Annotated in this window: 23 protein-coding genes, 1 tRNA gene and 2 pseudogenes; 10 read left to right on the top strand and 16 right to left on the bottom strand. The window is 63.9% G+C overall.

Annotated elements, in window-relative coordinates:
• Window positions 1–4 precede the first annotated feature (4 nt).
• Window positions 5–834: pseudogene (locus PNAP_RS25860) on the bottom strand (IS5 family transposase).
• 276 nt (window positions 835–1,110) lie between these two features.
• On the opposite strand from PNAP_RS25860, the gene rsmB reads away from it, so the two are divergent.
• The 6 genes from rsmB (at window position 1,111) to PNAP_RS18110 (ending at window position 7,616) form a co-directional block, all read left to right on the top strand.
• Window positions 1,111–2,463: a 16S rRNA (cytosine(967)-C(5))-methyltransferase RsmB gene (gene rsmB / locus PNAP_RS18135; protein ID WP_011802998.1), complete on the top strand. Its 1,353-nt coding sequence runs from the start codon at window positions 1,111–1,113 to the stop codon at window positions 2,461–2,463.
• A complete protein-coding gene (locus PNAP_RS18130; protein WP_011802997.1) occupies window positions 2,423–3,082 on the top strand; it encodes a DUF4390 domain-containing protein in 660 nt (219 codons plus the stop codon). The genes rsmB and PNAP_RS18130 overlap by 41 nt, the downstream gene beginning before the upstream one ends.
• Window positions 3,079–5,376 (top strand): sensor histidine kinase, encoded by a 2,298-nt coding sequence (locus PNAP_RS18125; protein ID WP_011802996.1) that lies wholly within the window; start codon window positions 3,079–3,081, stop codon window positions 5,374–5,376. The genes PNAP_RS18130 and PNAP_RS18125 overlap by 4 nt, the downstream gene beginning before the upstream one ends.
• An 81-nt stretch (window positions 5,377–5,457) precedes the next feature.
• Complete coding sequence (locus PNAP_RS18120; protein WP_011802995.1) at window positions 5,458–6,132, top strand: response regulator; 675 nt, start codon at window positions 5,458–5,460, stop codon at window positions 6,130–6,132.
• Between the two features lie 58 nt (window positions 6,133–6,190).
• A tRNA-Phe gene (locus PNAP_RS18115) sits at window positions 6,191–6,266 on the top strand.
• A gap of 615 nt (window positions 6,267–6,881) precedes the next feature.
• Window positions 6,882–7,616: a response regulator transcription factor gene (locus PNAP_RS18110; RefSeq protein ID WP_232290828.1), complete on the top strand. Its 735-nt coding sequence runs from the start codon at window positions 6,882–6,884 to the stop codon at window positions 7,614–7,616.
• A 19-nt stretch (window positions 7,617–7,635) separates the two neighbouring features.
• On the opposite strand, the gene PNAP_RS18105 is transcribed toward PNAP_RS18110, so the two are convergent.
• From PNAP_RS18105 to PNAP_RS18095, 3 genes are all read right to left on the bottom strand, one after another.
• A complete protein-coding gene (locus PNAP_RS18105) occupies window positions 7,636–8,373 on the bottom strand; it encodes a Crp/Fnr family transcriptional regulator (protein ID WP_011802993.1) in 738 nt (245 codons plus the stop codon).
• Window positions 8,374–8,442: 69 nt separating this feature from the next.
• Window positions 8,443–9,162: a Crp/Fnr family transcriptional regulator gene (locus PNAP_RS18100; RefSeq protein ID WP_011802992.1), complete on the bottom strand. Its 720-nt coding sequence runs from the start codon at window positions 9,160–9,162 to the stop codon at window positions 8,443–8,445.
• A gap of 343 nt (window positions 9,163–9,505) precedes the next feature.
• The gene (locus PNAP_RS18095) at window positions 9,506–9,712 is read right to left on the bottom strand and encodes a hypothetical protein (protein WP_041376799.1); all 207 of its coding nucleotides are present in this window, start codon (window positions 9,710–9,712) and stop codon (window positions 9,506–9,508) included.
• 178 nt (window positions 9,713–9,890) lie between these two features.
• On the opposite strand from PNAP_RS18095, the gene PNAP_RS27125 reads away from it, so the two are divergent.
• The 3 genes and pseudogenes from PNAP_RS27125 to PNAP_RS25855 all read left to right on the top strand — a co-directional run bounded on the left by PNAP_RS27125 (window position 9,891) and on the right by PNAP_RS25855 (window position 10,980).
• Window positions 9,891–10,049, top strand: a complete 159-nt coding sequence (locus PNAP_RS27125) for a hypothetical protein (RefSeq protein ID WP_157040320.1) — start codon at window positions 9,891–9,893, stop codon at window positions 10,047–10,049.
• Window positions 10,050–10,189: 140 nt separating this feature from the next.
• Window positions 10,190–10,374 (top strand): annotated as a pseudogene (locus PNAP_RS27120) (IS3 family transposase); the annotation flags it as partial.
• Window positions 10,375–10,599: 225 nt separating this feature from the next.
• Entirely contained in the window at window positions 10,600–10,980 is a 381-nt protein-coding gene (locus tag PNAP_RS25855; RefSeq protein ID WP_011802990.1) for a hypothetical protein, read from the top strand.
• Window positions 10,981–11,280: 300 nt separating this feature from the next.
• On the opposite strand, the gene PNAP_RS18085 is transcribed toward PNAP_RS25855, so the two are convergent.
• The 8 genes from PNAP_RS18085 to PNAP_RS18050 all read right to left on the bottom strand — a co-directional run bounded on the left by PNAP_RS18085 (window position 11,281) and on the right by PNAP_RS18050 (window position 19,646).
• Window positions 11,281–11,676 (bottom strand): RidA family protein, encoded by a 396-nt coding sequence (locus PNAP_RS18085; RefSeq protein WP_011802989.1) that lies wholly within the window; start codon window positions 11,674–11,676, stop codon window positions 11,281–11,283.
• Window positions 11,673–12,113 carry an acyl-CoA thioesterase gene (locus tag PNAP_RS18080; RefSeq protein ID WP_011802988.1) on the bottom strand — a complete coding sequence of 147 codons (441 nt, stop codon included), beginning with the start codon at window positions 12,111–12,113 and terminating at the stop codon, window positions 11,673–11,675. Before PNAP_RS18080 ends, PNAP_RS18085 begins: the two co-directional genes overlap by 4 nt.
• The gene (locus PNAP_RS18075; RefSeq protein WP_011802987.1) at window positions 12,110–13,738 is read right to left on the bottom strand and encodes an AMP-binding protein; all 1,629 of its coding nucleotides are present in this window, start codon (window positions 13,736–13,738) and stop codon (window positions 12,110–12,112) included. The genes PNAP_RS18080 and PNAP_RS18075 overlap by 4 nt, the downstream gene beginning before the upstream one ends.
• A complete protein-coding gene (locus PNAP_RS18070; RefSeq protein ID WP_011802986.1) occupies window positions 13,735–14,916 on the bottom strand; it encodes an acyl-CoA dehydrogenase family protein in 1,182 nt (393 codons plus the stop codon). The genes PNAP_RS18075 and PNAP_RS18070 overlap by 4 nt, the downstream gene beginning before the upstream one ends.
• Window positions 14,917–14,943: 27 nt before the next feature.
• Window positions 14,944–15,798: an enoyl-CoA hydratase family protein gene (locus tag PNAP_RS18065; protein ID WP_011802985.1), complete on the bottom strand. Its 855-nt coding sequence runs from the start codon at window positions 15,796–15,798 to the stop codon at window positions 14,944–14,946.
• Window positions 15,795–16,271: a MarR family winged helix-turn-helix transcriptional regulator gene (locus tag PNAP_RS18060; RefSeq protein WP_011802984.1), complete on the bottom strand. Its 477-nt coding sequence runs from the start codon at window positions 16,269–16,271 to the stop codon at window positions 15,795–15,797. Before PNAP_RS18060 ends, PNAP_RS18065 begins: the two co-directional genes overlap by 4 nt.
• Before the next feature lie 56 nt (window positions 16,272–16,327).
• Window positions 16,328–18,796, bottom strand: coding sequence for a bifunctional salicylyl-CoA 5-hydroxylase/oxidoreductase (locus PNAP_RS18055; protein ID WP_011802983.1), 2,469 nt, complete (start codon window positions 18,794–18,796; stop codon window positions 16,328–16,330).
• A gap of 97 nt (window positions 18,797–18,893) precedes the next feature.
• Complete coding sequence (locus tag PNAP_RS18050; protein ID WP_011802982.1) at window positions 18,894–19,646, bottom strand: 2OG-Fe dioxygenase family protein; 753 nt, start codon at window positions 19,644–19,646, stop codon at window positions 18,894–18,896.
• A 135-nt stretch (window positions 19,647–19,781) separates the two neighbouring features.
• Between PNAP_RS18050 and PNAP_RS18045 the strand changes: the two genes are divergently transcribed.
• Window positions 19,782–20,078: a DUF1840 domain-containing protein gene (locus PNAP_RS18045; protein ID WP_011802981.1), complete on the top strand. Its 297-nt coding sequence runs from the start codon at window positions 19,782–19,784 to the stop codon at window positions 20,076–20,078.
• Between the two features lie 311 nt (window positions 20,079–20,389).
• On the opposite strand, the gene PNAP_RS18040 is transcribed toward PNAP_RS18045, so the two are convergent.
• The 4 genes from PNAP_RS18040 to PNAP_RS18025 form a co-directional block, all read right to left on the bottom strand.
• Window positions 20,390–21,379 carry a tripartite tricarboxylate transporter substrate-binding protein gene (locus PNAP_RS18040; RefSeq protein ID WP_011802980.1) on the bottom strand — a complete coding sequence of 330 codons (990 nt, stop codon included), beginning with the start codon at window positions 21,377–21,379 and terminating at the stop codon, window positions 20,390–20,392.
• Between the two features lie 95 nt (window positions 21,380–21,474).
• Entirely contained in the window at window positions 21,475–22,725 is a 1,251-nt protein-coding gene (locus PNAP_RS18035) for a phenylacetate--CoA ligase family protein (protein WP_011802979.1), read from the bottom strand.
• A gap of 85 nt (window positions 22,726–22,810) precedes the next feature.
• Window positions 22,811–23,620: an ABC transporter ATP-binding protein gene (locus PNAP_RS18030; protein WP_011802978.1), complete on the bottom strand. Its 810-nt coding sequence runs from the start codon at window positions 23,618–23,620 to the stop codon at window positions 22,811–22,813.
• Window positions 23,621–23,715: 95 nt separating this feature from the next.
• The gene (locus PNAP_RS18025) at window positions 23,716–25,044 is read right to left on the bottom strand and encodes an ABC transporter substrate-binding protein (protein ID WP_011802977.1); all 1,329 of its coding nucleotides are present in this window, start codon (window positions 25,042–25,044) and stop codon (window positions 23,716–23,718) included.
• Between the last annotated feature and the right edge of the window lie 43 nt (window positions 25,045–25,087).

Below are 25,087 nucleotides of genomic sequence, written 5' to 3'. Positions count from 1 at the left end.
GAACCTATCCCAGTAGACCAGTTGCCCGCCAAGTGATGATGCCGCAGGCCAGGTGCACAAAGGCGAGATAGTTTTCAGCCTTCTTGGCCCAACGAATCAACAAGCCACGAAATCGGTTCAGCCAACCGTGTGTGCGCTCGACCACCCATCGCCGGGCGCGGTAGCCCAACTCGCGAATGTCGCGTTGTTCTTCGCCCCGGCTGCGCAAGTGCGCGGTAAAGCCCAAACCCGCCACCAGTTCGCGCACCTCCTTATAGTCATACCCTTTGTCCAGGCACAGCCCCCTGAGGCTTTTCTGGCGTAGGCGCCGGACGCGGCACCATCAACCCGGTCAGCGTCGCCTCAGCCAGTTTCATGTCGTGCCGGTTGGCTCCGTCCACCACAACGGCCAGCGGGATGCCATGCGCCTCGGTCAGCACGCTGCGCTTGACGCCGCCTTTGCCGCGATCCGTAGGGTTGGGGCCGGTTTTTTTCCCCTCCCAAGGGGGCCTTGGTCATGGCACCATCCAATGCCAGCCATGACCAGTCAATTCCATCCAGTGCCTGCAGCGACAACAGGCCCAAACGCCAGAACTCCTCGAACAAGCCCGCCTGCGTCCACTCCTGAAAGCGCCGATGCGCCGCGCTGCTCGAACAGATGCCCGTGGTATTCAACGCATTCCATTGCGCCCCGGTGCGCAACACAAACGCAATGGCATTCATCGCCGCCCGGTCGCTCACGCGCGGGTTGTGACACCCCAGCGGATGCGCCTTGCGCGCCGGCAGCAGCGGCGCCATCTGCTGCCAGACTTCATCGGGCAGCCTCCAGCCATCGTCTTGCTTGACCATACCCATGATCTTTCTCCTTTTTCCATCAGGAGGCTTGGACTCAAAAAAACGGAAAAGACTCCACAAATTTGCAATTCACTGGCCTACTGGGCTACGTTCTTAACCAGAGACGAGAACCTCGGGCGCAGGCGATTCCGGCGGTGGATGCCTTCGCGTTGCGCTGACAACGGCGGCCATGCACCGGGCCAGGGCCGGGACTGGTCTAATAGCGGCACACCACCGTCCACCCCGGGACGGGTTTACGCTGGCCGCTGCAAGGCCAGCCCTGATCAAACCGAAGCAATGCAACATCACCCGAATTCCTCCCCGTCAGCCCAAGTCCCGTTATGGCGCCAGCTTCAAGGCGCCGCTTCCGTCGTGCTGGCCGTTCGCGACGGCCAGTCGATGACGCCGGCGCTGGAAGATGTCGATGCGCAGCTGCGCCCCGGCGTCCAGGCGCTGGCCTTTCATGCCCTGCGCTGGCTGGGCCGCGCCGAAGCGCTGCGCCAGCAACTCGCCAAGCGCCCGCCGCCGCCTGAAGCCGACGCGCTGCTGTGCGTGGCGCTGGCGCTGGCGTGCTCCGCAGAAGAGGCGCCCTACACCGCGCATACGCTGGTCGATCAGGCGGTGGAAGCGGCCAAGCGCAGCGACGCCACGCTGCACCAGGCCAGTTTCATCAACGGCTGCCTGCGCCGCTTCCTGCGCGAGCAGGGCGAGTTGATGGCGCTGACCGAGAAAAGCCCGCAAGCCGTCTGGAACCATCCGCAGTGGTGGATAGACCGGGTCAAAAAAGACCATCCGGCGCAGTGGCAGGACATTTTGCGGGCCAACAACAGCCGCGCCCCGCTGATTTTGCGGATTAATGAGAGAAAAACGACTCCTGCGCAATACCTGCATGCGTTGTTAGCTATGGATATAGGAGCATTTCCGGTGGGCGAGCATGGCGTGGTCCTGACCGAGGCGCGTCCGGTCACGTCGCTTCCGGGCTTTGCCGAAGGGCATTTTTCGGTGCAGGATGCCGCCGCCCAGCTGGCCGCGCCCTTGCTGCTCGACGGCCTCATGGCCGCAGGCGAGGGCTCGCCCCGCCTGCGCATCCTCGACGCCTGCGCCGCGCCCGGCGGCAAGACGGCGCATTTGCTGGAGCTGGCCGACTGCGACGTGACCGCGCTGGATATTGACGCCCGGCGCTGCGAGCGCATCGCCCAGAACCTGCAGCGACTGGGACTGCGGGCGCACATCGTGGTGGGCGATGCCGGCCGGCCCGGCGACTGGTGGGACGGCCGGCTCTATGACGGCATCCTGCTCGACGCGCCCTGCACCGCATCGGGCATCGTGCGCCGCCACCCGGACGTGCGCTGGCTGCGCAGGCCGACCGATATCGCCCAGCTGGCGCAAATCCAGGCCAGGCTGCTCGCCACGCTCTGGCCGCTGCTTCAGCCCGGCGGGCGGCTGGTTTATTGCACCTGCTCGGTTTTCAGGGCCGAAGGCGAGCAGCAGGTGCAAGCGTTTGCCGCACGCCACACCGACGCCCTGTTGTTGCCATCACCCGGGCATTTGCTGCCTCAAGGGGGTGCCGGCGCGGCCGTATTCCCGGACAATTTGATGCGTGAACACGATGGTTTTTATTACGCACTCCTTGAAAAACGCCGCGCTTAAGGCGATTGCGCACTTCCTGCTGATGGTGTGCGTGTGTCTGCTGTGGGCGCCGCGTAGCAGCGCGGCAGCACCCACCGAGATCACCCAGCTGCGCACCGAGCGTGCCGAAGACGGGGTGTATCTCTCGGCGATTGTGCGGTTTGACGTTCCGGCCGTGGTTGAAGACGCACTGCTCAAGGGGATCGCCCTGTTTTTTGTCGTCGAGGCCGATATCTACCGCGACCGCTGGTACTGGACCGATCCGCGCGTGACCAGCGCCGCCCGCACGCTGCGCCTGGCCTACCAGCCCCTGACCGGCCGCTGGCGCGTGAACATCGTTTCCGGCCTGATCACCAGCTCGTCCGGCCTGCGCGCCACGCTGAATCAAAACTACGAAACCCTGCCCGAAGCCCTTTCCGCCATCCAGCGCCTGACCCGCTGGAAAATTGCCGAGGCGTCCGAGGTGGAGCCGGATGCCGCCTACACGCTCGACCTGAATTTCCGGCTCGACCTGTCGCAGCTGCCGCGACCTTTCCAGATTGGTGTCGCCGGGCAACGGGACTGGACCATTTCCGCGCAGCTCAAGGACCGGCTCCGGCTGACGTCTGCCGCCAGCAGCAGCACCGGGGGAGGCAAATGATTCCTTCCGTCAAGCTGATTGCCTTGAAAAGCAGCGCGGCTTTTCGATGGACCGTGGGCGTTGGCGCGGGTGTCGTGGTGGCCCTGGGACTGGTGCTGCTGTTCTTGCTGACACAGGCGACCGGCAACCGCGAGCTTTACGAACGCAATTACACGCTGCTCCTCGGGCTGAACGTGGCGGTGGCCGCCTTGCTGGTGCTGGTGATTGGCTGGATTGCGCTGAAGCTTGTACTGCGCCTGCGCCAAGGGCGCTTTGGCAGCCGCCTGCTGGTCAAGCTGGCGGCCATCTTCGCGCTGGTCGGCCTGATGCCCGGCCTGATGATTTATGTGGTGTCCTACCAGTTCGTCTCGCGCTCGATTGAAAGCTGGTTCGATGTCGAAGTGGAGGGCGCTTTGGGTGCCGGCCTGAACCTGGGCCGCGCAACGCTGGACACCCTGGCCAATGACCTGGCCAACAAGACGCGGCAGGCCGCCACGCAATTGGCCGAAGTCCCGGATGCCATGGTCGGCCTGAACCTGGAGCGCCTGCGCGAGCAGCTGGTGGCCAGCGATGTGGTGCTCTGGAGCGCCTCCGGCCAGTTGATTGCCAACGCCGGCGAATCCAGGTTTTTAATCCAGCCCGAGCGGCCTTCGGTGCAGCAACTGCGCAGCGCGCGCACCCAGCGGGTCACCACGCAGATCGAAGGGCTTGACGAGATCGTGCCGGGCGGCAATGGTGAGCTGGGCGCCGACACCCATGCCACACCGTCGGCACGCGGCGCTGCCACGGCCGCGCGTGTCAAGGCCATTGCCGTGGTGAACAACCCGAACCTGAGCGTGCTGGAGCAGTCCCGTTATTTGCAGGTCACCAGCGTGCTGCCCGCCGGGCTGGTGGCCAATGCCATTGCCGTGCAGGAGGCCAACCGCCAGTACCAGGAGCGTGCCCTGGCGCGCGGGGGCTTGCGCAAGATGTACATCGGCACGCTCACGCTCAGCCTGTTCCTGGCCGTGTTTGGCGCGGTGTTGCTGGCCGTCGTGCTGGGCAACCAGTTGGCCAAACCCCTGCTCCTGCTGGCCGAAGGGGTGAAACAGGTGGCCCAGGGCGACCTGACGCCCAAAGCCGCGCTCAAAGGCAAGGACGAACTGGGCGGGCTGACGCGCTCGTTCGCCGACATGACGCAGCAACTGGCCGACGCCCGCTCCGCCGTGCAGCACAGCATGAGCCAGGTCGATGCCGCCCGTGCTAACCTGCAAACCATCCTCGACAACCTCACGGCGGGCGTCATCGTGCTGGACGTCTGGGGGCGCCTGCAGTCGAGCAATCCGGGCGCCAGCCGCATCCTGCGCGCGCCGCTGCAGGATTACCAGGGCCAGCCGCTGGGCGAAGTCCCCGGGCTGGAGGTATTCGCCAAGGACGTGCTCGCCCAGTTTGCCGACTACCTCAGCAACAACGCGGCGCAAACGCTGGCGCACTGGCAGCAGTCGTTTGAACTGCATGCCGCAGGTCATGGCGCCAGCGACAACGCCATCACGCTGATCGCGCGCGGCGCCAAAATGCCCGGAACCCAGGAGTATTTGCTGGTCTTCGACGATATTTCCGACATGGTGTCGGCCCAGCGCGCGCAGGCCTGGGGCGAAGTGGCGCGCCGGCTGGCGCATGAAATCAAGAATCCGCTCACGCCCATCCAGCTGTCGGCCGAGCGCCTGGAGATGAAGCTGAACGGAAAACTGGCCCCCGCCGAGCAGGCGCTGCTGACCAAATCGGTCAAGACCATCGTGGACCAGGTGGATGCCATGAAGCGGCTGGTGAATGAGTTTCGCGACTATGCGCGCCTGCCTGCCGCCGAGCTGGTCGCGGTGGACCTCAATGCGCTCATCAACGACGTGCTGCAGCTCTACCACAGCGACTCTGCAAGCCCGCTGGCCCCGGTGGTTGCCGAACTCGACCCCAAGGCGCCGCCCATCCGGGGCGATGCCCAGTTGCTGCGCCAGGTCATACACAATCTTTTGCAAAACGCGCAGGATGCGCAGGAAGGCCGGCAAGAGGCCTGCGTGACCCTCAAAACCGACTATTCCGAAAGCTCGCAGCGGGTACGCCTGAGCGTGCGCGACAATGGGACGGGCTTTCCCGAGCACATCCTCAAGCGGGCTTTCGAGCCCTACGTCACCACCAAGGTCAAGGGCACCGGCCTGGGGCTGGCGGTGGTCAAGAAAATTGTCGATGAGCACGGCGCGCGCATCGACATTTCAAACCGTGTTACCGATGGGATCGTGCAGGGCGCGCAAGTGTCGTTATCATTTGGCGTTGCGACTTGACAGCGTTCGGGACAATCCGGGTTTAAACATCTCCATATCAGCAACACAACCGTCAACAACAGGCAGGGCAGCAATTCAATCATGGCAAATATTCTGGTGGTCGATGACGAGCTGGGCATACGCGACCTTCTCTCAGAAATTCTCAATGATGAGGGGCATCAGGTCGATCTGGCTGAAAATGCCTCTCAAGCCCGCGCCGCCCGGGCGCTGGCCCGGCCCGACCTGGTGCTGCTCGATATCTGGATGCCCGACACCGATGGCGTCACCCTGCTCAAGGAGTGGTCGTCCACCGGTTTGCTGACCATGCCGGTCATCATGATGAGCGGCCATGCAACCATCGACACGGCGGTCGAAGCCACCAAAATCGGCGCGATGGCCTTCCTGGAAAAGCCGATCACGCTGCAAAAACTGCTCAAAGCCGTTGAGCAAGGCCTGGCCCGAACCCTCGCCCGCCCGCCCATCCCCCTCAAGACGGCGGTGCCCATGGCCGATTTCGTTCCGGAAGCCATCATGGCGGGTGGCATTCTGGCCGTTTCCCCAGACAGGGGCCTTCAGGCTACCCAGAGTTTCATGCTCGAAAAACCGCTGCGCGATGCGCGTGACGAGTTTGAAAAAGCGTACTTCGAATTTCACCTGGCCAAGGAAGGCGGATCCATGACCCGCGTGGCCGAAAAAACCGGGCTGGAGCGGACCCATCTGTACCGGAAACTGAAGCAGCTGGGTGTTGATCTGACACGCGGCAAGCGCGGCCTGTGAATTTTGAGGCCCGATGGCGGCAAAACGGCCTTCCGGGTGATATATACTCTTGTGCTCAGGCCCGGTAGCTCAGTCGGTAGAGCAGAGGATTGAAAATCCTTGTGTCGGTGGTTCGATTCCGCCCCAGGCCACCAAGGTTTACCTTGCAAAGAAGCCAACCCATGCGGTTGGCTTTTTTGTTTCCGGGGACAAACAGTTCTCGTGTCCGGTCTATTTCCGGGGGGCTGCTTTCTTCGAAAAGCGTCCCCCACTTCTCCCCCGCCAATGTAAATTCCCACGTGGCCGTGCTTGCTAGTCGATGGTTCGCGCTGGCACGACCGGCACACCGACACTGATCAAACGTGTTCGACGTGCCAGTGTGTCAGGTGTGCCGGCAGCAACTATCGGCAACTCCGCCGAATTGACCGCTATTGTTGGAAAATTACAACAACCGGCCTCCACGAAAGACGGGGCGGTTCAACAAGCCGTAATGGGTAGATTGGATTTGATTCCAACTGGTATGTACGCTGTCGAACATACAAACCGTCCTTGATTCCTGATACTTAAATTTCCGCGAGATCTCTGCCATAAGTGGTAAATCAAGCCTGACCTGCCCCTGGAATCCAATGATGCATCTTTCTTCTGACCCCCAAGCCAAACAGATGCTCGCCGCGCTGCCCGATGACGAGTGGCAGAGCTGGCTGCCGCCGCTTGAACGCATAGACATGCCTCTGGGTCAGGGGTCAGACTTTTTGACCAAAGGCAGCTCCATGCCGACAAGCCATCAGCTAGCTCCCCATGGCGCCTTGCAGCCCATGTGGCCCAGCTTCCTGACGGGCCAGGCGGAGCAGCCGGTTCGTGTCCTGCTGGTCGATGACGATCCCCACATGAGTCGTGTGATTGCCCACGAATTGCTGGGCGATTTGCGGATCAACCTGCTGGGCCAGGGCTGCAGCGTGCGGGAGGGCCGCCGCCTGATCAGCCAGAACGAGTTCGATGTGATGCTGGTCGACCTGAACCTGGGCGACGGCAGCGGCTTTGAGCTGATTGAGTACATGAAGGCCGTGCGCCCCATGGCCGAGGCAGTCGTCATCTCGTCCATGGAGGACGCGCAGCACGCGCTGCATGCATTCGAGCTCGGAGCCACCGGCTACCTGGTGAAAAACTCCTGGTTTGGCAACTTTCCCCAGGCGATTTTGCAGGTCGTCAATGGCGGCGCGTCGATCACGCCCAACCTTGCGCGCCGGCTGCTGAGCAAGTTCGAGCCGCCTCAAGCCAATGTTGAGCCCCTGCCCGTGAACCAAGGCAAGGACAACAAGCTGTCCGAGCGCGAACAACAAGTCCTCAAGCTGGTCGCCTCAGGCCATAGCAGCACTGAAATCGGCGCACGGCTGGTCATCAGCTGGCAGACCGCCAACACGCACATCAAGAACATTTACCGCAAGCTCAATGTGCGCAACCGCGCGCAAGCAGTCAGTTTTGCGGCAAACCACGGGCTTTTTTAACCAGCCTGATTTTTGCTACTCAACGTCTAAAGTTGGGCGGTCCAGGCGGGAGCCCTGCTGGCAAAAGGCGGTCATATTCCTTTTTGACCACGGCATAACACTCGCAGCTGCGTTTTTCCAGCGCCGGGCGGTCGAGCACCGTGATACGACCGCGTGAATAGCGAATCAGGCCAAGTTTTTGCAGCTTGCGCGCACTTTCGGTCACGCTTTCGCGGCGTACGCCCAGCATGTTGGCGATCAGTTCCTGCGTCATCACCAGCTCGTTGCACTGCAGGCGGTCCAGGCTCAGCAGCAGCCAGCGGCAAAGTTGCTGGTCCAGCGAATGGTGCCGGTTGCACACGGCGGTTTGCGCCATTTGTGTGATCAGCGCCTGGGTGTAGCGCAGCAACAGGTGCAGCACCGGGGCACGCGTGAACTCGTCCTTGATCACCTGCGCGCCCAGCATGAACCCTTGGCCGGCGCTTTGCACGACCGCGCGGTTGGGTGTGGACTCGCTGCCCATGAACAGGGCAATGCCGACCAGGCCTTCATTGCCGACGACGGCGATCTCGGCCGAAGCGCCGTTTTCCATCACGTACAACAACGAGACGATGGCAGTGGTCGGAAAGTGAACGTGGCTTTGTTGGGCGCCCGACTCGTGCAGCACTTTTCCCAATGGCAACTCGATCCACTGCAGTTGCGGGAGCCAGCGCTGCCATTCGGCATCGGGCAGCGCGGCCAGCAAGTGGTTGTGTCTGGGATCGACGGTGATGGCCATCAGGAAGTCCCCGGCGGGCCTGGGTTTAATGGTTATTCCTGCGCTGCCATGCCCGGCAATGGACCTGCGCTATGAGGCCTGCTGCTGAGGAAGCAGTCGGTCATATTCATTTTTGACCACCTGGTAGCACTCGCACGTGCGCTTTTCCACGCCTGCCCGGTCAATCACCGTGATTCGGCCATCCAGATACCGAATGAGCCCGGCTTCCTGAAGGGTGAGGGCGCCTTGCGTCATTTTTTCATCGGTCGCGCCGAGCATGTTGGAGATCAGCTTTCGCGTCATCACCAGCTCGTTGCCCGAATGACGGTCCAGGCTCAGCAGCAACCAGCGGCACAGCTGCTGGTCCAGCGTGTGGTGCCGGTTGCAGGCCGCCGTTTGCGTCATCTGCGAAATTAGCGCCTGCGTGTAGCGCAGCAGCAAGTGAGCAACGGGGAGTGATCGTTCAAACTCCGCTTTCAGCATTTCTGCCTTGATTCGGAAACTATGCCCCGCATTCTGGACAACAGCCCGGCTGGGCGTGGAGCCGCCGCCCATGAAGAGCGAAATGCCGACCAGGCCTTCACTGCCAATGACGGCGATCTCGGCCGAGTCGCCGTCTTTCATCACGTAGAGCATTGAAACGATGGCGGTGGTCGGAAAGTAAGCATGGCTGAGCGTGCCTCCGGACTCGTAAATCACTTGGCCCAGCGCCATCTCGGCGGGCTCCAGGTGAGGCAGCCAGCGACGCCATTCCGCATCGGGCAATGCGGCAAGCAACCGATTGTCCTTGGGATCGGACACAGAGTTCATATGCACGAATATAAACACTTACCGGATCAGTAGCTGGCAGATTTTGTAAAATCAGCGCTTTCTGGCTCGACCGGTGAATGACGCGATCGGTCACAAAACCGCCCTTTGACACGGCTCGCACCAAGTCAGGTTTGGTTTAACGGGCCTAAGAATCCTCGGCAGCCCATGAGCCGGGTTTTTCTTGGTGTAGTGAATTCCGGTGTGACTGCTATTGCTGTGCAGTCAATCGGTGAGGATAGCTCGCACTCTCTTACCGTCAATAACAGCAAAAAACAACCGTATCCAGCGCCATTGATATGAATGGCGTCGGATACGGTGTTTGATTTTTCTGGTTGCCTTGTCTTCACTCGTCTTCGGAGATTTCCCGGCGGGACGTCTTGCGGAATTGCGCCGATGCTTCTTTCTGGGTCCGGATGATGCGCCCGCGAAACGCGGTCTCGATCAGCCTGGAGAATTCGCTATCGAACCATTTGGGCTCCAACGATTGGAATTTTTTGCTGCTTTGCGGCGTGGTGATCCAGCAGTCCTGCTCGGCATCTGACTCGACCATCACCCTGGCGCGCCACGTCAGGATGAATCTATAACCAGGGAGGGCAGACCGGGAATGTTCAGCTGATGAAACCGTCCTACGGCCAGATGCTATTTCCCCCACATCGCAGCGCTTGCCGCCTACCTAAAGTGAAGTGACCGGTTGAAATGGTTCAGCCGCATTACCCAAGGAACTGCATATGCCTCAAAACACCAAAGACTCCCAAGGCGGCAAAAACCATTCACCCAAGAAAACCGCAGCCACGGGCCAGACAGGCGACAAGGCACAGGCCAAAAAGAGTTCGGCCAATTCCCCCACCGGACCGCATAAGCACGGCGAGAAAAAAACCACGCCTTGAGGCTGGCCTGTTGGCGCCGAACTGAAATTGATCAGAATCGCCAATCTCAAAGTGAGCAGGCCAAACACACCGATTAGCCATAGCTGGCTGCGTACTATGATGAAGGCGGGTGGTCATTCCAGAATCGGCAAATCGCCGAAAAATTGATCAATTCAGCGCTGGCGCACACAACCAGGGAATTCGTGGAACTGGCCACCCTGCAATGGGGCACTGGTTCAACCACACCCGACTGCTCAAATCGACTGGGGGCATCCCTCCGGCAGAAGCTAGGGCAAACTACTGGCAGCAACTCGCCAGCGAGGCCGCCCAGACGGCCTCAACTTAAACCAACCAGCCTCCACAATTCCCGGGGCGGCTCACCGGCGGGAAAACAGGTGACGTACTCTGTTGCAAACGCGGCATGACGTGTGCCAAGGGTGGCGGTGCAACTGGATGTTTTCTGACAGTGTGGCAGTCTCTTGGACCACGCGAACGGCGTGGTGTGGGATGTACAACCGTGTTGCAGCGAGCGTCCCGCTCGTCTAAGCGTTAACTTCCCCAAGGAGCGCATATGAACTCATCCACCACTCAGCCGACAGGCGTAAAACCGGTTGACCCAGACCTTGCCGAGCAGGCCGTTCCTGGACATGGTGTTCCGTCCCAGGATCCGGACCCTGCAGCTCAGGTTGCCCTCGATCCCGAGGAAGCCGAGCGAGAGTCAAAGTCCGTCCTGATTGGGGGCGGCTTGGTGGCAGGTTCGGCTGCAGGCGCAGCCGTTGGTGCCGTGGTTGCAGGTCCGGTCGGTGTATTGGTAGGCGGCACGATTGGGGCTGTTGCCGGCGCGATCGGCGGCGGCGCCGCCGGCGAGTTGGTAAATCCAGAAAGTACGACCAGTGCTGACGACGCGCCAAAGGATGCCGAAGACACCCATCGCGGCACCCCGCCACGCTGACGCACCTTGCAATCCAGGAGGCTGTCGGACTTGAGTCCAATTGAGTGCGATTGATCGGCGTGATGTCTTTTTTTTTGAGGAGGCAACGCGCTGATCGAACGCTCACAACGGTTGGCAAGGCAAGGCGCCATGAGGCCACCTTGAACCACCCAGGATCCGGTTTGGATGTGATCGGAGCGCACATCTGCCGCCTTCGCACGAATCCCCCGAAACTGAAAATCGACTCCCGCCAGCGCTCATGCCCGGTCAAAGCGCTCTGAGTTCAAGCGCTGCCCGTTTTCAACACGCTGGAGCCCAGCCTCAGTCCGGCAGCACCGCCGTCACCTCGATCTCGATCTTCGCCCGTTCCTCCACCAGCGCGGTCACCTGCACGCAGGTCATCGCCGGGAAGTTTCGGCCCATGACTTCGCGGTACACCACGCCGATTTCCTTCAGCCGGGCGTTGTATTCGGCGCGGTCCACGATGTACCAGGTCATGCGCGCCATGTGCTCGGGGCCTGCGCCGCCGGCCCTCAAGACGGCGGCGATGTTGCGCAGGGTCTGGCGCGTCTGCGCCACGAAATCGTCGCTTTCAAACTGCTGGCTGGCGTTCCAGCCGATCTGGCCGCCGACAAAGAGCAGGGCGCCGCGCGCCAGGATGCCGTTGGCATAACCCTTGGGTTCGGCCCAGTCGGGCGGCTGGAGTCTGGTGATCATGGGGTTTCCGGGGGGGTCTGGAGGTAGGGCTGCAGGGCCGCTCGCAGGTCGTCGGGGATGCGCACCGCCTTGCCGTGCGGGACTTGCGAATACACCACCACGCCGTCTGCTCTTAATTTGAGAGCACTTGGTGCGCCCGGTGCCTGCGCAGAAGCATGAATTTCATAGTGCATGCCGAGGCTGGCGCCACCGATGCGCGACAGCTCCAGCGTCATGGTCAGCACATCGCCATGGCGGCACATGCCGAGGAATTCGGTCTTCATGTCCACGATGGGAACGCCGGTGCCGCCTTCGACCATCTTGTGCTCGGGAAAGCCGATGTGCGCCAGGAAGTCTTCCTGCACCTCATGCAGCAGGACATAGAACTGCGGGTAAAACACAATGCCCGCCGGGTCGCAGTGGTGAAAGCGGACTAATTTTTCTGTGGTGAATTTCATGGCTGGCGCAGTTTGAAGCGTTGCAGCTTGCCGGTTTCGGTACGCGGTAGCCTGGACAGAAATTCTATCTGGCGCGGGTACTTGAACGGCGCCAGCATGGCCTTGACATGGTCCTGAAGTGTTTTGACCATCGCGGCATCGCCGGCCTGGCCGGGCCTGAGCACCACGAAGGCCTTGACGACCATCCCCCGGTCTTGATCGGGAACGCCGACCACGCCGCATTCGGCCACCGCCGGGTGCTTGAGCAGCGCGTCCTCGACCTCCGGGCCGGCCACGTTGTAGCCGGCGGTGATGATCAGGTCGTCGTCGCGCGCCTGGTAGAAAAAATAGCCGTCCTCGTCCTGCGTGAAGGCGTCGCCGGGGTAGTTCCAGCCGTCCTTCACGTAGTTGCGCTGGCGCTCGTCATCGAGGTAGCGGCAGCCGGTCGGGCCGATCACCGCCAGCCGGCCGATGCGGCCGCGCGGCACTTCGGCGCCCTCCTGATCGACGACTTTCGCGCTGTAGCCGGGAACGACCTGGCCGATGGCGCCCCGGCGCACGTCGCCGGGCCTTGACGAAATGAAGATGTGGAACATCTCGGTGGCGCCGATGCCGTCGATGATCTCGATGCCGGTGGCGTCCTTCCAGAGCTGGCGCGTGGCGTCCGGCAGGCTTTCGCCGGCGCTCACGCACAGCCGCAAATCGGGCAGGCCCTGCTGCCTGGCAAATACGGCCATCTGGCGGTAGAACGTCGGCGCGGTGTAGCAGATCGTCGCACCCACCTGCCGGATAAGCTGGACCATGGCCTCGGGCGTGTAGGGAATCGACGGGTAGTAGCTAGAGGCGCCAGCCCACATCGGGAAGACCAGCAGGCCGCCCAGCCCGAAGGTGAAGGCCAGCGGCGGCGAGCCCATCACGATGTCGCCGGGCGTGGCCTTGAGCACATGGCGCGGCCAGGCTTCGCAGGCGGCCAGCACGTCGCGGTGGCTGTGAACCGCCGCCTTGGGTTTGCCGGTGGTGCCCGAGGTGAAGGCCATCAGGGCGATGTCGTCGGCCGCGACCGGGCAGGGTGTGAAACGCCCGTCCTTTCGCGCCGCCAGCGCCGCCATTGAGCCGGGCGCGTCCATCAGGTTGAAGGGGATGACGGTTTGCAACGCGCCGGTTTGCGCCTGGGCGATCTGCAGTTCTTCGAGCAGCGCGCCGTCGCACAGCGCCAGCGCCGGCCTGGCCTTGTCAATGATCTCTACCAGCTCCTTGGCGCGCAGCAGCGGCATGGTTGCCACGGCCACCAGCCCGGCCTGGACCACGCCCAGCCAGGCCAGCGCCATGCCAATCGAATTGCCGCCGCGCAGCAGCACGCGGTTGCCCGGCACCAGGTGGAAATCTTCGGTCAGCACCTGGGCGATGCGGTTGACGCGCTCCAAGGCATCGGCATAGCTCAGCGTGATCCGGTCCGAACGCAGCAGCGGCCGGTCGGCATGGCCGTTTTGAATCGCCCGCGTGAACAGCGCATTGACCAGGTTGGCCTGTTCCGGGATGTCGGTGCCGGGCGGGTACACGCGCCGGGGCCACTGGTCGGGCGGCGGCAGGTGCTCGTGCACGAAGCGGTCGGTCTGCGCGCATGGGGCCGTGATGGAGGACGTCATGATTGCAGCACCGCCTTTCCGATGATGAGTTGCTGGACTTCGGTCGCGCCTTCGTAGATGCGTAGCGCGCGGATGTCGCGGTACAGGCTTTCAACCCGGGTGCCGACCTTCACGCCCAGGCCGCCGTGCATCTGCAGCGCCATGTCGATGACGCGCTGGGCGTTCTCGGTGGCCGTCATCTTGGCCATCGCCGCTTCGGCGGTCACGCGCACGCTCTGGCCGCGCCGCTCGCCTTCGTCGCGCAGCCAGGCGGCGCGGTAGGTCAGCAGCGCCGCCGCATCGACCAGCGCGGCCATTTCGCCGATTTTGGCCTGCGTCAGCTGGAAGTCGGCCAGCGTCTGGCCGAACATCTTGCGCGATTTGGCATGCCGCACGGCTTCGACCAGCGCACGCCGCGCCATGCCGAGCGCCGCGCCCGCCACCGAGGCGCGGAAGATGTCCAGCGTCTGCATCGCCAGCCTGAAGCCGCCGTTCAGCGCGCCCAGTTGCGTGTCGCCGTCAAGCCGGCAATCGGTGAACTTGAGCGTGGCCAGCGGATGCGGCGACATCACGGCGATGTGCTCGCTGGCGTCCAGGCCCGGAGTGCCAGCGTCGATGATGAAGGTGGTGATGCCGCGCGTGCCCGCCGCCGGGTCGGTCTTGGCGAAGGTGACGTAGAAATCGGCGATGCCGCCGTTGCTGATCCAGGTCTTGCTGCCGTTGAGTGTCCAGCCGCCGGCCGCTGGGTCGGCGCGGGTCGTCATGGCGCCGGCGTCCGACCCGGCATCGGCTTCGCTCAAGGCGAAGGCGGCGATTTTTGCGCCGCTGGCGACCTGCGGCAGGTAAGCGGCCTGCTGTTCTGGCGTGCCGGCCAGCGTGATCGCGCCGCTGCCCAGGCCCTGCATGGCAAACGCAAAATCGGCCAGCGGCGAATGAAAGGCCAGCGTCTCGCGCAGGATGACGAGCGCGCGCGAGTCGAGCCGGTCCAGCGCGCCGCCCAGTGCGCCATCGCTGCCGCTAGGGACGCAGTAGCGCAGCCAGCCCTGGTCGCCCAGACGCTTCACCCATTCCCTGCAGGCCTGGCGGTCGTCGCTTTCGTCAATCTGCTGGCCGGGAATCCAGCCGGCCAGCCGCGCGCCGAGTTCGCGGTGAACGTCGTCGAAAAAGGGCAGGGCGAGGTGAGCGGTCGTTGGCGTCATGGGCTTGTGTGTGTGGGATGAAGGCGCTCAGTCGCCCTGGAACACGGGTTGCTGTTTGGCGGCAAAGGCTTCGTAGGCGCGCGTGAAGTCGTGCGTCTGCATGCAGATGGCCTGTGCCTGCGCTTCGGCTTCTATCGCCTGGTCCAGCGTCATGGCCCATTCCTGATGCAGCATGGTCTTGGTCATGGCGTGCGCAAAGGTCGGGCCGCTGGCAAGGTCATGCGCCAGCTTGTGCGCCGCGCCCGGCAGTGCGTCGGGCTCATGCAGGGCATTGAAAAATCCCCACTGCAGACCCTCTTGCGCAGTCATCGCGCGGCCGGTGAACAGCAGTTCCGACGCGCGGCCCTGGCCGATCAGGCGCGGCAGCAGCGCGCAGGCGCCCATGTCGGCGCCGGCTAGGCCGACGCGCGTGAACAAGAAGGCGGTCCTGGCCTGCGCCGTTCCCAGCCGCAGGTCGGACGCCAGCGCCATCATGGCGCCCGCGCCGGCACAAATGCCGTCGATCGCCGCCACGATGGGCTGCGGACACAGACGCATCGCCTTGACGAGGTCGCCGGTCATGCGCGTGAATTCGAGCAGCTCGGGCATGCTCATTTTCGTCAGCGGGCCGATGATTTCATGCACGTCGCCGCCCGAGCAGAAGTTGCCGCCCGCACCCGTCAGCACCACGGCCTTCACATCGGTGGCGCTGTTCAGCGCGCGAAACAGGTCGCGCAGCTCGGCGTAGGAGTCGAAGGTCAGCGGATTCTTGCGCTCCGGGCGATTCAAGGTCAGCGTGGCGACGCCGCCGTCGAACGCATAGGCAAAGTGCCGTGCCTGGTAAGCGGCCAGCGCATCGAACTGCGCATGCATGGGATTGGCCGGGCCGATGTAGTGTTTCATGTCGTCTCCAGGGGGATGTCGTTGTAATGCTGCTTGACCTTGCCCAGCAGCTGGTGCAGGGCATCGACCTCGGCGAGCGAGAGGCCTTCGAACGCGGCGACGATCCAGCCTTCGTGCTGGCGCGCCATCGCGCCGAATTCGGTGCGGCCGCGCGGCGTCAGGCGCACCCGGTAGGCGCGGCGGTCGCCTTCGACCTCGATCCGCTCGACCAGCCCTTCGGCCACCAGCTGGTCGGTGATGCCGGTGACGTTGCCGCCGGTCACCATCATGCGGCGCGACAGCTCGTTCATCTTCAGGCCCTCGGGCTTGCGTTCGAGCTGCGCCATCAGGTCAAAGCGCGGCAGCGTGGTGCCGAACTGCTCGCGCAGCTGGCTGCGCACCTGCTTTTCGACCAGCTGCGTGAGCGTGAGCATGCGCAGCCACAGGCGCAAGGCCTCGGGGTGTTCGCTGTGGCCGCGTGCTTCCATGTCCATTGGTTTTCCTTGGGTTTGCTGGTTGCTATGTATTTAATAGCTGTCTGCGCATATGGCTATTGCGCAGAAGCCTTGTTTTGCTTGGAAATCTCGCGGTAGAGCTGGTCGCGGCCGCTCAAATACGGCTGCGGCCACTGCACATGCCGGCTTTGCAGTTTGGCCGCCTCATGCAGCGTCCACGCCGGGTCGGCCAGGTGCGGGCGGGCAATCGCGCACAGGTCGGCGCGGCCGGCGGCAATGATGCTGTTGACATGATCGACCTCGGAAATCGCGCCGACGGCAATCGTCTGGATGCCCGCTTCGTTGCGGATGCGGTCGGCAAACGGCGTCTGGTACATGCGGCCATAGACCGGCCTGGCCGCGCGCGTGGTCTGGCCCGACGACACGTCGATGAAGTCGCAGCCGGCGGCCTTGAACAGCCGCGCGATGGCGACCGCGTCGTCACCCGTGTTGCCGCCGGGCGCCCAGTCGTGGGCCGAGATGCGCACGCTCATCGGCAGGTGCTCGGGCCACACCGCGCGCATCGCGCTGAACACTTCGAGCGGGTAGCGGCAGCGGTTTTCCAGGCTGCCGCCCCAGGCGTCGCCGCGCAGGTTGGTCAGCGGCGTGATGAAGCTCGACAGCAGGTAGCCGTGCGCGCAGTGCAGTTCGAGCCAGTCAAAGCCGGCCTCGGCCGCGCGGCGGGTGGCCTGCACGAATTCGGCCTTGATGCGCTCCATGTCGGCGCGCGTCATGGCCGCCGGCCGCTGGTTGTTCGGCCCGTAGGCCACCGCGCTGGCGGCCAGCAGCGGCCAGTTGCCGTCCGGCAGCGGCTCGTCGGGCGCTTCCCAGCCGACCTGCGTCGAGCCCTTGGGGCCACTGTGGCCGAGCTGCATGCCGATTTTCGCGTCCGTGCCCGAGGCGTGGACGAAATCGGCAATCCGCTTGAAGGCCAGCATCTGCACGTCGTTCCACAGGCCGGTGCAGCCCGGCGTGATGCGGCCTTCGGCGCACGGCGCGGTCATTTCCACGAACACCAGCGCCGCACCGCCCAGCGCCCGCGCGCCCAGGTGCACCAGGTGAAAGTCCTGCGGCACGCCGTCCACCGCGCTGTACATGGCCATGGGCGAGACAACGATGCGGTTTTTCAGTTCGAGTTCGCGAACTTTCAAGGGCAGCAGCATCGGCGGCGGCGGGGAGGCCCTCACGCTCGCCACACTTTCCCGTTCGTCCTCAGCCTGTCGAGGGCCGCCTTTCGACGGAGCCTCGTCTTTCAAGCCAGGGCCGTGGGACCGGCTTTGCCGGACCGCAGGCGCAGCAACCCCCCCGGGGGGCAGCGCATTACACGAAGTGAAAAGCGTGGGGGCCTTTTCTGCCAGCCACTGCTCGTAGCCCTGCAGCCACGCGGCATCGCGCACGCGCAGGTTTTCGTGGCTGATGCGCTGCGAGCGCGTCATCATCGAATAAAAGAACTGCTCGGCCTCCAGGCCGCTGTAGCGGTTGACGTTTTCAAACCATTCGGTCGAGTTGCGCGCCGCGTTCTGGATTTTCAGCACCTCGACCGAGCGCACGGCTTCGTAGGCCTGCAGCGCCGCATCAAGGCCGGGCTGTGCGGCAAGGCAGCGCGCCAGCTCAATCGCGTCTTCAAGCGCCAGCTTGGTGCCGCTGCCAATCGAGAAATGCGCGGTGTGCGCCGCGTCGCCCATCAGCACGATGGGCACACGCCGGCCGTCAATCGACTCAAAGTGCACCCAGCGCTCGCAGACCACGCGCGGAAAGCGGATCCAGATCGCCGAGCCGCGCACATGCGTGGCGTTGTTCATCAGCGCATGGCCGTCGAGGTATCTGGCGAACAGCCGCTCGCAAAACGCAATGCCGTCCTGCTGGCTCATCCGGTCCAGGCCGTGGGCTTTCCACACCGCCTCGGGCGTCTCGACGATGAAGGTCGAGGTGCTGGCGTCAAAGGTGTAGGCATGGGCGGCAAACCAGCCGTGCTCGGTCTGCTCGAAGGCGAAGGTGAAGGCGTCAAAGGTCTTGCGCGTTCCCAGCCAGACAAAGCGGCAGTTGCGCAGTTCCACGTCGGGCCGGTAGGTGTCGGCGTAGCGGCTGCGGATGCGGCTGTTCAGGCCGTCGCTGGCGATCACCAGGTCGGCCTGGTACTGCGCGGCGATGGCCTGGTCGTCCTGCACGTCGGTTTCAAACTCCAGCTCGACGCCCAGGTCGAGGCAGCGGTCCTGCAGGATGTTGAGCAGGCGCTTGCGGCCAATGCCGCAAAACCCGTGGCCGCCCGAGCGCACGCTACGGCCCTTGAAGAACATCTCGACATCGTCCCAGTGGTTGAAGGCGTCGCCGATCAGCTTGGCGCTGACCGGGTCGGCGGCCTGCAAATTGCCCAGCGTCTGGTCCGACAGCACCACGCCCCAGCCGAAGGTGTCGAACGGGCGGTTGCGCTCCACCACGGTGATGCGATGCGCCGGGTCTTGCCGCTTCATCAGCAGGCCGAAATACAAACCGGCGGGGCCGCCGCCCAAGCAAAGGATGTGCATGAAATGCGTGTCCTGTAGATTGATCTTGCCTTAATTGTTTAGGTTTAAAGTAATTTCGTCAAGCGGGGTAATCACCAGCCTCGCAAAGCCTGGCCTGTCAGGGCGCCTGAAAGCCGTCTGCCCGGTAGGTCAGCACCAGCGTGTCGCGCACGCCGCCCTGCCGGTCCTGGCCGTCGGCGGGGAAGATCGGCGTGGTTTCGTGGATCACCCGCTCGTCGTCCAGCAGCAGCGCCGTCAGCGGCTCCTGCATCAAAAAGCGCACGCCGTCGGGGCCGTGGGCATCGAACACGCGGGTTTCGCCGCCCTTGACGCCGCGCCGCGCTACCAGCAGCACCACCACGAAGTCCACGCCGTCGCGGTGCGCGCCCTCGGGCGTCGGCCGGCCCACGCCTTCGGTGGTGTCGATGCGGAACTGGTGCGCCTCGATGTACCAGCGCGGCACCGGCTTGACCCGGGCAAACAGCTGGCCCAGGCTGGCCAGCAGCTCCAGCCAGGCCGGCGCCTGGGCGACGGCCGGCTCGACCGGGTCGAACCAGCGCTCGAAGCCGCCGTGCAGCGCGTTGTAGTCGGTCGGCTGCCAGTGCGCGCGGTGCGCCACCTGCTCAAGCGCGCCGCTGGCGAGTTCCTGCACAAAGCAGGCGTGGCGCCGGCGCCGGTAGTGGCCGCCGTCCTTCAGGTGCGCGTCGGGCGGCAGCCGGTTCCAGGAGTCGGCCAGGCCGTCCCAGTCCTGCGTCCATTGCGGCGTTTGCAGCTTCAGGCTGGTGGTGAAGCCGGCCGGCAAGAGCAGGCTCAATCCGTCCTGGCGCAGGGCCTGGTCGGCGGGTTTTTGAACAGTGACAATATTGAACATGGGCGCTATTTTGCTTCACGCCGGCCGGCCTGAAAGATGCCGCCCGCAGCGGTTGCAGGAAGTGACGACAGCCTACACACAGGCCGGCAAAAGCTGCTGATAATGAATGCGCTGTTTCAACCAGAGGAGCATTCAATGCTGTACAGATTCAAATCAAAAAACATGGGTGACGTGATCATGCTGGAGCCCAATGGCCGGCAGATGCTGGAGATCATCGGCAAGACGCCCGGCCCGAAAGGCATCATCCTGCCCGAGCAGATGCCCGCAGCCGTTGCGGCGCTTGAGGCGGCGATCAAGCTCGAAGAATCCAGCGACGACAAGGACGGCGAAGGCCTGCCCGAAGGCGTCGGCCTGCACCAGCGCGCCAAGCCCTTCCTCGACATGCTGCGCTGGAACATCAAGGTCGGCCAGGAAGTGGTCTGGGGCGTCTAGCCTGTGCAGGCCGCTGCGCTGAACTGAAAAAAGCCCCGGCAGCGGGGCTTTTTTGCGTCTGCCGGCCAGCGCGCGTGGTCGAGAGCGAAAGGCATGACGAGCCTGACCGGCCGACTCGATCATGTGCTTTAGGCTGAAGTTGAATTTGCTATTAAAACAATAGCTCCTAATGCATGACAGTCATGCGCAGAGCGGCTATTTTGTTTGAAAATTGATAACTGCGCGGGCCGCCCCATGCCCCAGGGTCCGCAAGGCATGAAAAAAAGCCGCCCGGCTTGCACCGGGCGGCTTGACGGCAAGCGCGCGACGTATCAGTCGGCGAATTTGCCGCCGGCTTCGATCACCGGCTTGAGCTTGTTGATCTCGGCGGTCACGAAGGCCTTGTGCGCGGCGGGCTCGACGCGGTTGTCGGTCACCACCACGGCGCCCAGGCCTTCCTGCTTCTTGATGAAGTCGGGGTCTTTCAGCGCCTTTTTCAGGGCGGCGTTGATCTGCGCGAGCACGGCGGGCGGCGTGCCCTTGGGCGCGTACAGGCCGTGCCAGATCGTCAGGTCAAAACCCTTGAGGCCGGCTTGCTGCAGCGTCGGCAGATCCTTGAGCAGCTTGTTGCCGGTCAGGGGCTTGGCCGTCGTGACCGCATAGGCCTTGACGCGGCCGGCCTCGATCTGGCCGGTGGTGTTGGTGGTCTGGTCGCACATCATGTCCACCTGGCCGCCGACCAGCGCATTCATGGCCGGCGCCGTGCCGCCGAACGGAATCGTCGTCATCGCCTCCGTGGCGTTGATGGCCGACTGCCACATCAGGCCGCACAGGTGCGAGGCCGAACCCAGCCCGGCATGGGCGATATTGAGCTTGCCGGCATTGGCGCGAATGTAGGTTTCGAGTTCGCGGTAGTTCTTGGCTTCGAGCTGCGGCTTGCCGATCAGCGTCATCGGCACTTCGTTGACCATGCCGAGGTATTCGAAGTCTTCCAGCGGCTTGTACTGCAGCTTGCGGTACAGGCTGGGCGCCGAGGCCATGCCGATGTGGTGCAGCAGCAGCGTGTGGCCGTCGGGCGCGGCCTTGGCGACCTTGTTGGCGCCGATGGTGCCGCCGGCGCCGTTCACGTTTTCAACCACGAAGTTGGCGCCGCCGCCCATGGACTTGCGCATGGCTTCGGCCAGGTCGCGCGCCACGCGGTCGGTCGGGCCGCCAGCGGCGAACGGCACCACGAAGGTGATGGGCTTGGAGCCCGGAAAGGTTTGCGCGTTGGCGGCGAAGAGGGTCGCCGCGGCGGCAGCAAGAACTAACAGGCGCTTCATGAACGTCTCCTTTGAATGAATGTCGGCCAGTCTAAGGCTCGCAGCTGATGTTTACATCGCGGGAACTACTTAGCGGGTTATCCCTTTTGCCGATTCTATTTGTAGCTTCGGGCGTCCTCGATGACCTTGCCGTCGTTGGGCAGGCTGCCGGGCGCCAGCAGCTCCACCCGGCCGCGCAGCTTGGTGACATCGCGGATCGCGTCGCCGATGCGCTGCTCAAGCCCGGCGGGAGACGCGGTGGTTTCAACGCTCAGCGTCATGCTGTCGTTGGCCATCTCGCCGCTGACCACCAGCCGGGCCTTGATGACCTCGGGAAAGCGCCGCGCAATCTCGGCCACCTGCGCCGGATGCACGAACATGCCGCGCACCTTGGTGGTCTGGTCGGCCCGGCCCATCCAGCCCTTGATGCGGGTGTTGGTGCGCCCGCTCGGGCACTGGCCGGGCAGCACGGCCGACAGGTCGCCGGTGCCGAAACGGATCAGCGGGTAGTCGGGGTTCAGCGTGGTCACGACCAGTTCGCCGACTTCGCCTTCGACCACCGGGTCGCCGGTGCCGGGTCGGACGATTTCAACGATCACGCCTTCATCGAGCACCAGCCCTTCGCGCGCTTCGGTTTCGTAGGCAATCAGCCCCAGGTCGGCGGTGGCGTAGCACTGGTAGCCGGCAATGCCGCGCTCGGCCAGCCAGTCGCGCAGGGAGGGCGGAAAGGCCTCGGCCGACACCATGGCCTTGGTCACGCTGGGCAGCGCGACTTTCATCTCGGCGGCTTTTTCAACAATGATTTTCAGGAAGCTCGGCGTGCCGATATAGCCTGCCGGTTTCAGTTCGGCCATGGCCTGCACCTGCTGCTCGGTCTGGCCGGTGCCGCCCGGAAACACGGTGCAGCCCAGCGCATGGGCGCCGCTTTCCATCATCGAGCCGGCCGGCACGAAGTGGTAGCTGAAGCAGTTCTGGACCAACTCGCCGGGGCGAAAGCCGGCGGCAAACAGCGCACGCGCCATGCGCCAGTAGTCGCGCCGCGTGCCTTCGGGCTCGTACATCGGCCCGGGGCTGGAAAACACGCGCGGCATGGCAGCGCCGAACTCAATCGCGCTGAAGCCGCCGAACACATTGGTCGCGCGCTGGGCCTGCTGGCGCTCCAGCAGTTCGGACTTGCGCGTGACCGGCAGCGTGGCCAGTGCCGCGCGGCTGGTGATCGTGGCCGGGTCAAAGCCCGCCAGGATTTGGGCGAAGGCCCTGGATGCCGTGCGGGCGTGGGCAATCTGCGCGGGCAGGGCGGCGAGCAGGGCGGCTTCGCGTTCAGCCGGTGCGCGGGTTTCCAGCGCATCCATGTGGGTTTGGATCATTGAAGGGTTTTCAGGTTAAAGGGTCGGCAGGCGGGATTCGTGAGTCGTGAGTTGTGAATTCCAGGCGCAGCGGGCGGGCCAGCGCTCAGGCCAGCCAGCGTTTGCGGCGCTTGTAGCTTTTCACGTCCTTGAAGCTTTTGCGTTCACCGCCGCCAACGCCGAGGTAGAACTCCTTCACGTCCTCGTTGTTGGCCAGGTCGCTGGCAATGCCGTCCATCACCACGCGGCCCGACTCCATGATGTAGCCGTAGTCGGAGTATTTCAGCGCCATGTTGGTGTTCTGCTCGGCCAGCAGGAAGGTGACTTTTTCCTTGGTGTTCAGGTCTTTGACGATGTTGAACACCTCCTCGACGATCTGCGGCGCCAGGCCCATCGACGGCTCGTCGAGCAGCACCATGCTGGGGTTGGTCATGATGGCGCGGCCAATCGCGCACATCTGCTGCTCGCCGCCCGAGGTGTAGGCGGCCTGCGAGGCGCGGCGCGTCTTCAGGCGCGGAAAGTAGTTATAGACCTTTTCGAGGTTGGCGGCGATCTCGGCCTTGCTGGTGCGCGTGTAGGCGCCGGTCATCAGGTTTTCCTCGATGGTCAGGTGGGCAAAGCAGTGCCGCCCTTCCATGACCTGCACCACGCCGCGCTGCACCAGGTCGGCCGGCGACAGGTTCTCGATGCGCTCGCCGCGCAGCTCTATCGAGCCCTTGGTGACCGCGCCGCGCTCGCCCTGCAGCAGGTTGGAGATGGCGCGCAGCGTCGTGGTCTTGCCCGCGCCGTTGCCCCCCAGGATGGCTACGATCTTGCCTTCGGGCACTTGCAGCGAAACGCCCTTGAGCACGAGAATCACATGGTTGTAGATGACCTCGATGCCGTTGACGTTGAGAACGATTTTTTGGGGTTCCATGGGGTTTCTTTCCTCTGTCTGTGCCAGGCCAGAAGCTTGGGCGCCCAAGCTTCTGGCCTGGCGGCTCCCGCAGGAACCGCCAGGGGGTCATGCCATCAGGACTGGCAGTCGGCTGCCGTGCGGCGCGTCAGCTTCTTGTCGGCCAGGTACTTGTCGGCGCCGGCTTTCACCAGCGGCTTGATGATCTGGTCATCCGACTGGTACCAGTCGGAGGTCATCTTCCACTTCTTGCCGTCCCAGGTCTGCACGCGCGCCCAGGTCGAGCCCATGTGGTCGGCGCAGCTGGTCGAGATCGGGCGCATCACACCGGCAAAGCCCAGCGCGTCGAGCTTTTTCTGGTCGAGCGACAGGTTTTCCATGCCCCAGCGCACCTGCTCGCCGGTCATGACCTTGCCCTTGCCAAAGCGCTCCTGCGCGCGGCGCACGGCCTCGATGCTGAGCATCTGGATGATCACGCCGCGCGTGTACAGCACCGAGCCCACTTCGTCCTTGGCACCCGTGCCCTGGCCCTTGTCATGCACGTTCTTGAGGATGTCCTGGATGACCTTGGACTCGGTGCCCGAGCCGTTGAGCGCCAGCGCCTGGTAGCCCTTGGCGCCGTCGCCGACGTCGCGCACGTCCGGCTCGGCGCCGGCCCACCACACGCCGTAGAGCTTGTCGCGCGGAAAGCCGGTGGCCTGCGCTTCCTTCAGGGCGGTGGAGTTCATCACGCCCCAGCCCCACAGCATCACGTAGTCAGGCCGGCTCTGGCGCACCTGCAGCCAGGTGGCTTTCTGCTCGACGCCGGGCGCCGTGACCGGCAGCAGCTGCAGCTCGAAGCCGTGCATGCGGGCGCGCTCCTGCAGCAGCGGAATCGGCTCCTTGCCAAACGGGCTGTCGTGATAGACCAGCGCGATTTTCTTGCCCTTGAGCTTGTCCAGGCCGCCGGCGCTCTTGCCGATGTGCTGCACCAGGATATCGGCGCCGGTCCAGTAGCTGCCCATCAGCGGGAAGTTCCACTTGAAGGCCATGCCGTCCTGCGCCACCGACAGGCCGTAGCCCAGCGTGATCAGCGGGATCTTGTCCACGGGCACCTTTTCGGTCAGCGCAAAGGTGATGCCGGTCGCCTGCGGGTCAATCAGCGCCACGCCGGGCTTGTTCTTCAGGCGTTCGTAGCATTCGACGCCCCGGTCGGTGGCGTAGCCGGTTTCGCATTCTTCAAACGTCAGCTTGACGCCGTTGACGCCGCCATCGCGCGCATTGACCATCTTGATGTAGTCCTGCTTGCCGTTGGCCCAGGGCGTGCCGTTGGGCGCGTAGGGGCCGGTGCGGTAGGACAGCAGCGGGAAGAACTGCTCCTTGGCCTGCGCGAAGGCGCTGGTGGACAGCGACGCTGCGCCAGCGGCGACCACGGCTGCGGCAACGACGAGTTTGGAAAGCTTCATGGATGTCTCCTTGGAATGAAAGTGGTGAAGCACGGTAAAAACA

Source organism: Polaromonas naphthalenivorans CJ2 (genome assembly GCF_000015505.1).
GTDB lineage: Bacteria > Pseudomonadota > Gammaproteobacteria > Burkholderiales > Burkholderiaceae_C > Polaromonas > Polaromonas naphthalenivorans.
Note: the sequence above shows the minus strand (reverse complement) of the source record. Positions and strands in the feature narration are given on the sequence as shown.

Excerpts from the sequence above, each read along its gene's own strand:
- PNAP_RS18130 (WP_011802997.1), top strand. The coding sequence starts at position 2,423 with ATGGTTTTTATTACGCACTCCTTGAAAAACGCCGCGCTTAAGGCGATT.
- PNAP_RS18030 (WP_011802978.1), bottom strand. The coding sequence starts at position 23,620 with ATGGAACCCCAAAAAATCGTTCTCAACGTCAACGGCATCGAGGTCATC.
- PNAP_RS18050 (WP_011802982.1), bottom strand. The coding sequence starts at position 19,646 with ATGTTCAATATTGTCACTGTTCAAAAACCCGCCGACCAGGCCCTGCGC.
- PNAP_RS27125 (WP_157040320.1), top strand. The coding sequence starts at position 9,891 with ATGCCTCAAAACACCAAAGACTCCCAAGGCGGCAAAAACCATTCACCC.
- rsmB (WP_011802998.1), top strand. The coding sequence starts at position 1,111 with ATGCAACATCACCCGAATTCCTCCCCGTCAGCCCAAGTCCCGTTATGG.
- PNAP_RS18085 (WP_011802989.1), bottom strand. The coding sequence starts at position 11,676 with ATGATCACCAGACTCCAGCCGCCCGACTGGGCCGAACCCAAGGGTTAT.
- PNAP_RS18040 (WP_011802980.1), bottom strand. The coding sequence starts at position 21,379 with ATGAAGCGCCTGTTAGTTCTTGCTGCCGCCGCGGCGACCCTCTTCGCC.
- PNAP_RS18120 (WP_011802995.1), top strand. The coding sequence starts at position 5,458 with ATGGCAAATATTCTGGTGGTCGATGACGAGCTGGGCATACGCGACCTT.
- PNAP_RS18075 (WP_011802987.1), bottom strand. The coding sequence starts at position 13,738 with ATGACGTCCTCCATCACGGCCCCATGCGCGCAGACCGACCGCTTCGTG.
- PNAP_RS18125 (WP_011802996.1), top strand. The coding sequence starts at position 3,079 with ATGATTCCTTCCGTCAAGCTGATTGCCTTGAAAAGCAGCGCGGCTTTT.
- PNAP_RS18110 (WP_232290828.1), top strand. The coding sequence starts at position 6,882 with ATGCCGACAAGCCATCAGCTAGCTCCCCATGGCGCCTTGCAGCCCATG.
- PNAP_RS18095 (WP_041376799.1), bottom strand. The coding sequence starts at position 9,712 with ATGGTCGAGTCAGATGCCGAGCAGGACTGCTGGATCACCACGCCGCAA.
- PNAP_RS18045 (WP_011802981.1), top strand. The coding sequence starts at position 19,782 with ATGCTGTACAGATTCAAATCAAAAAACATGGGTGACGTGATCATGCTG.
- PNAP_RS18080 (WP_011802988.1), bottom strand. The coding sequence starts at position 12,113 with ATGAAATTCACCACAGAAAAATTAGTCCGCTTTCACCACTGCGACCCG.
- PNAP_RS18100 (WP_011802992.1), bottom strand. The coding sequence starts at position 9,162 with ATGAACTCTGTGTCCGATCCCAAGGACAATCGGTTGCTTGCCGCATTG.
- PNAP_RS18035 (WP_011802979.1), bottom strand. The coding sequence starts at position 22,725 with ATGATCCAAACCCACATGGATGCGCTGGAAACCCGCGCACCGGCTGAA.
- PNAP_RS25855 (WP_011802990.1), top strand. The coding sequence starts at position 10,600 with ATGAACTCATCCACCACTCAGCCGACAGGCGTAAAACCGGTTGACCCA.
- PNAP_RS18105 (WP_011802993.1), bottom strand. The coding sequence starts at position 8,373 with ATGGCCATCACCGTCGATCCCAGACACAACCACTTGCTGGCCGCGCTG.
- PNAP_RS18060 (WP_011802984.1), bottom strand. The coding sequence starts at position 16,271 with ATGGACATGGAAGCACGCGGCCACAGCGAACACCCCGAGGCCTTGCGC.
- PNAP_RS18055 (WP_011802983.1), bottom strand. The coding sequence starts at position 18,796 with ATGCACATCCTTTGCTTGGGCGGCGGCCCCGCCGGTTTGTATTTCGGC.
- PNAP_RS18025 (WP_011802977.1), bottom strand. The coding sequence starts at position 25,044 with ATGAAGCTTTCCAAACTCGTCGTTGCCGCAGCCGTGGTCGCCGCTGGC.
- PNAP_RS18065 (WP_011802985.1), bottom strand. The coding sequence starts at position 15,798 with ATGAAACACTACATCGGCCCGGCCAATCCCATGCATGCGCAGTTCGAT.
- PNAP_RS18070 (WP_011802986.1), bottom strand. The coding sequence starts at position 14,916 with ATGACGCCAACGACCGCTCACCTCGCCCTGCCCTTTTTCGACGACGTT.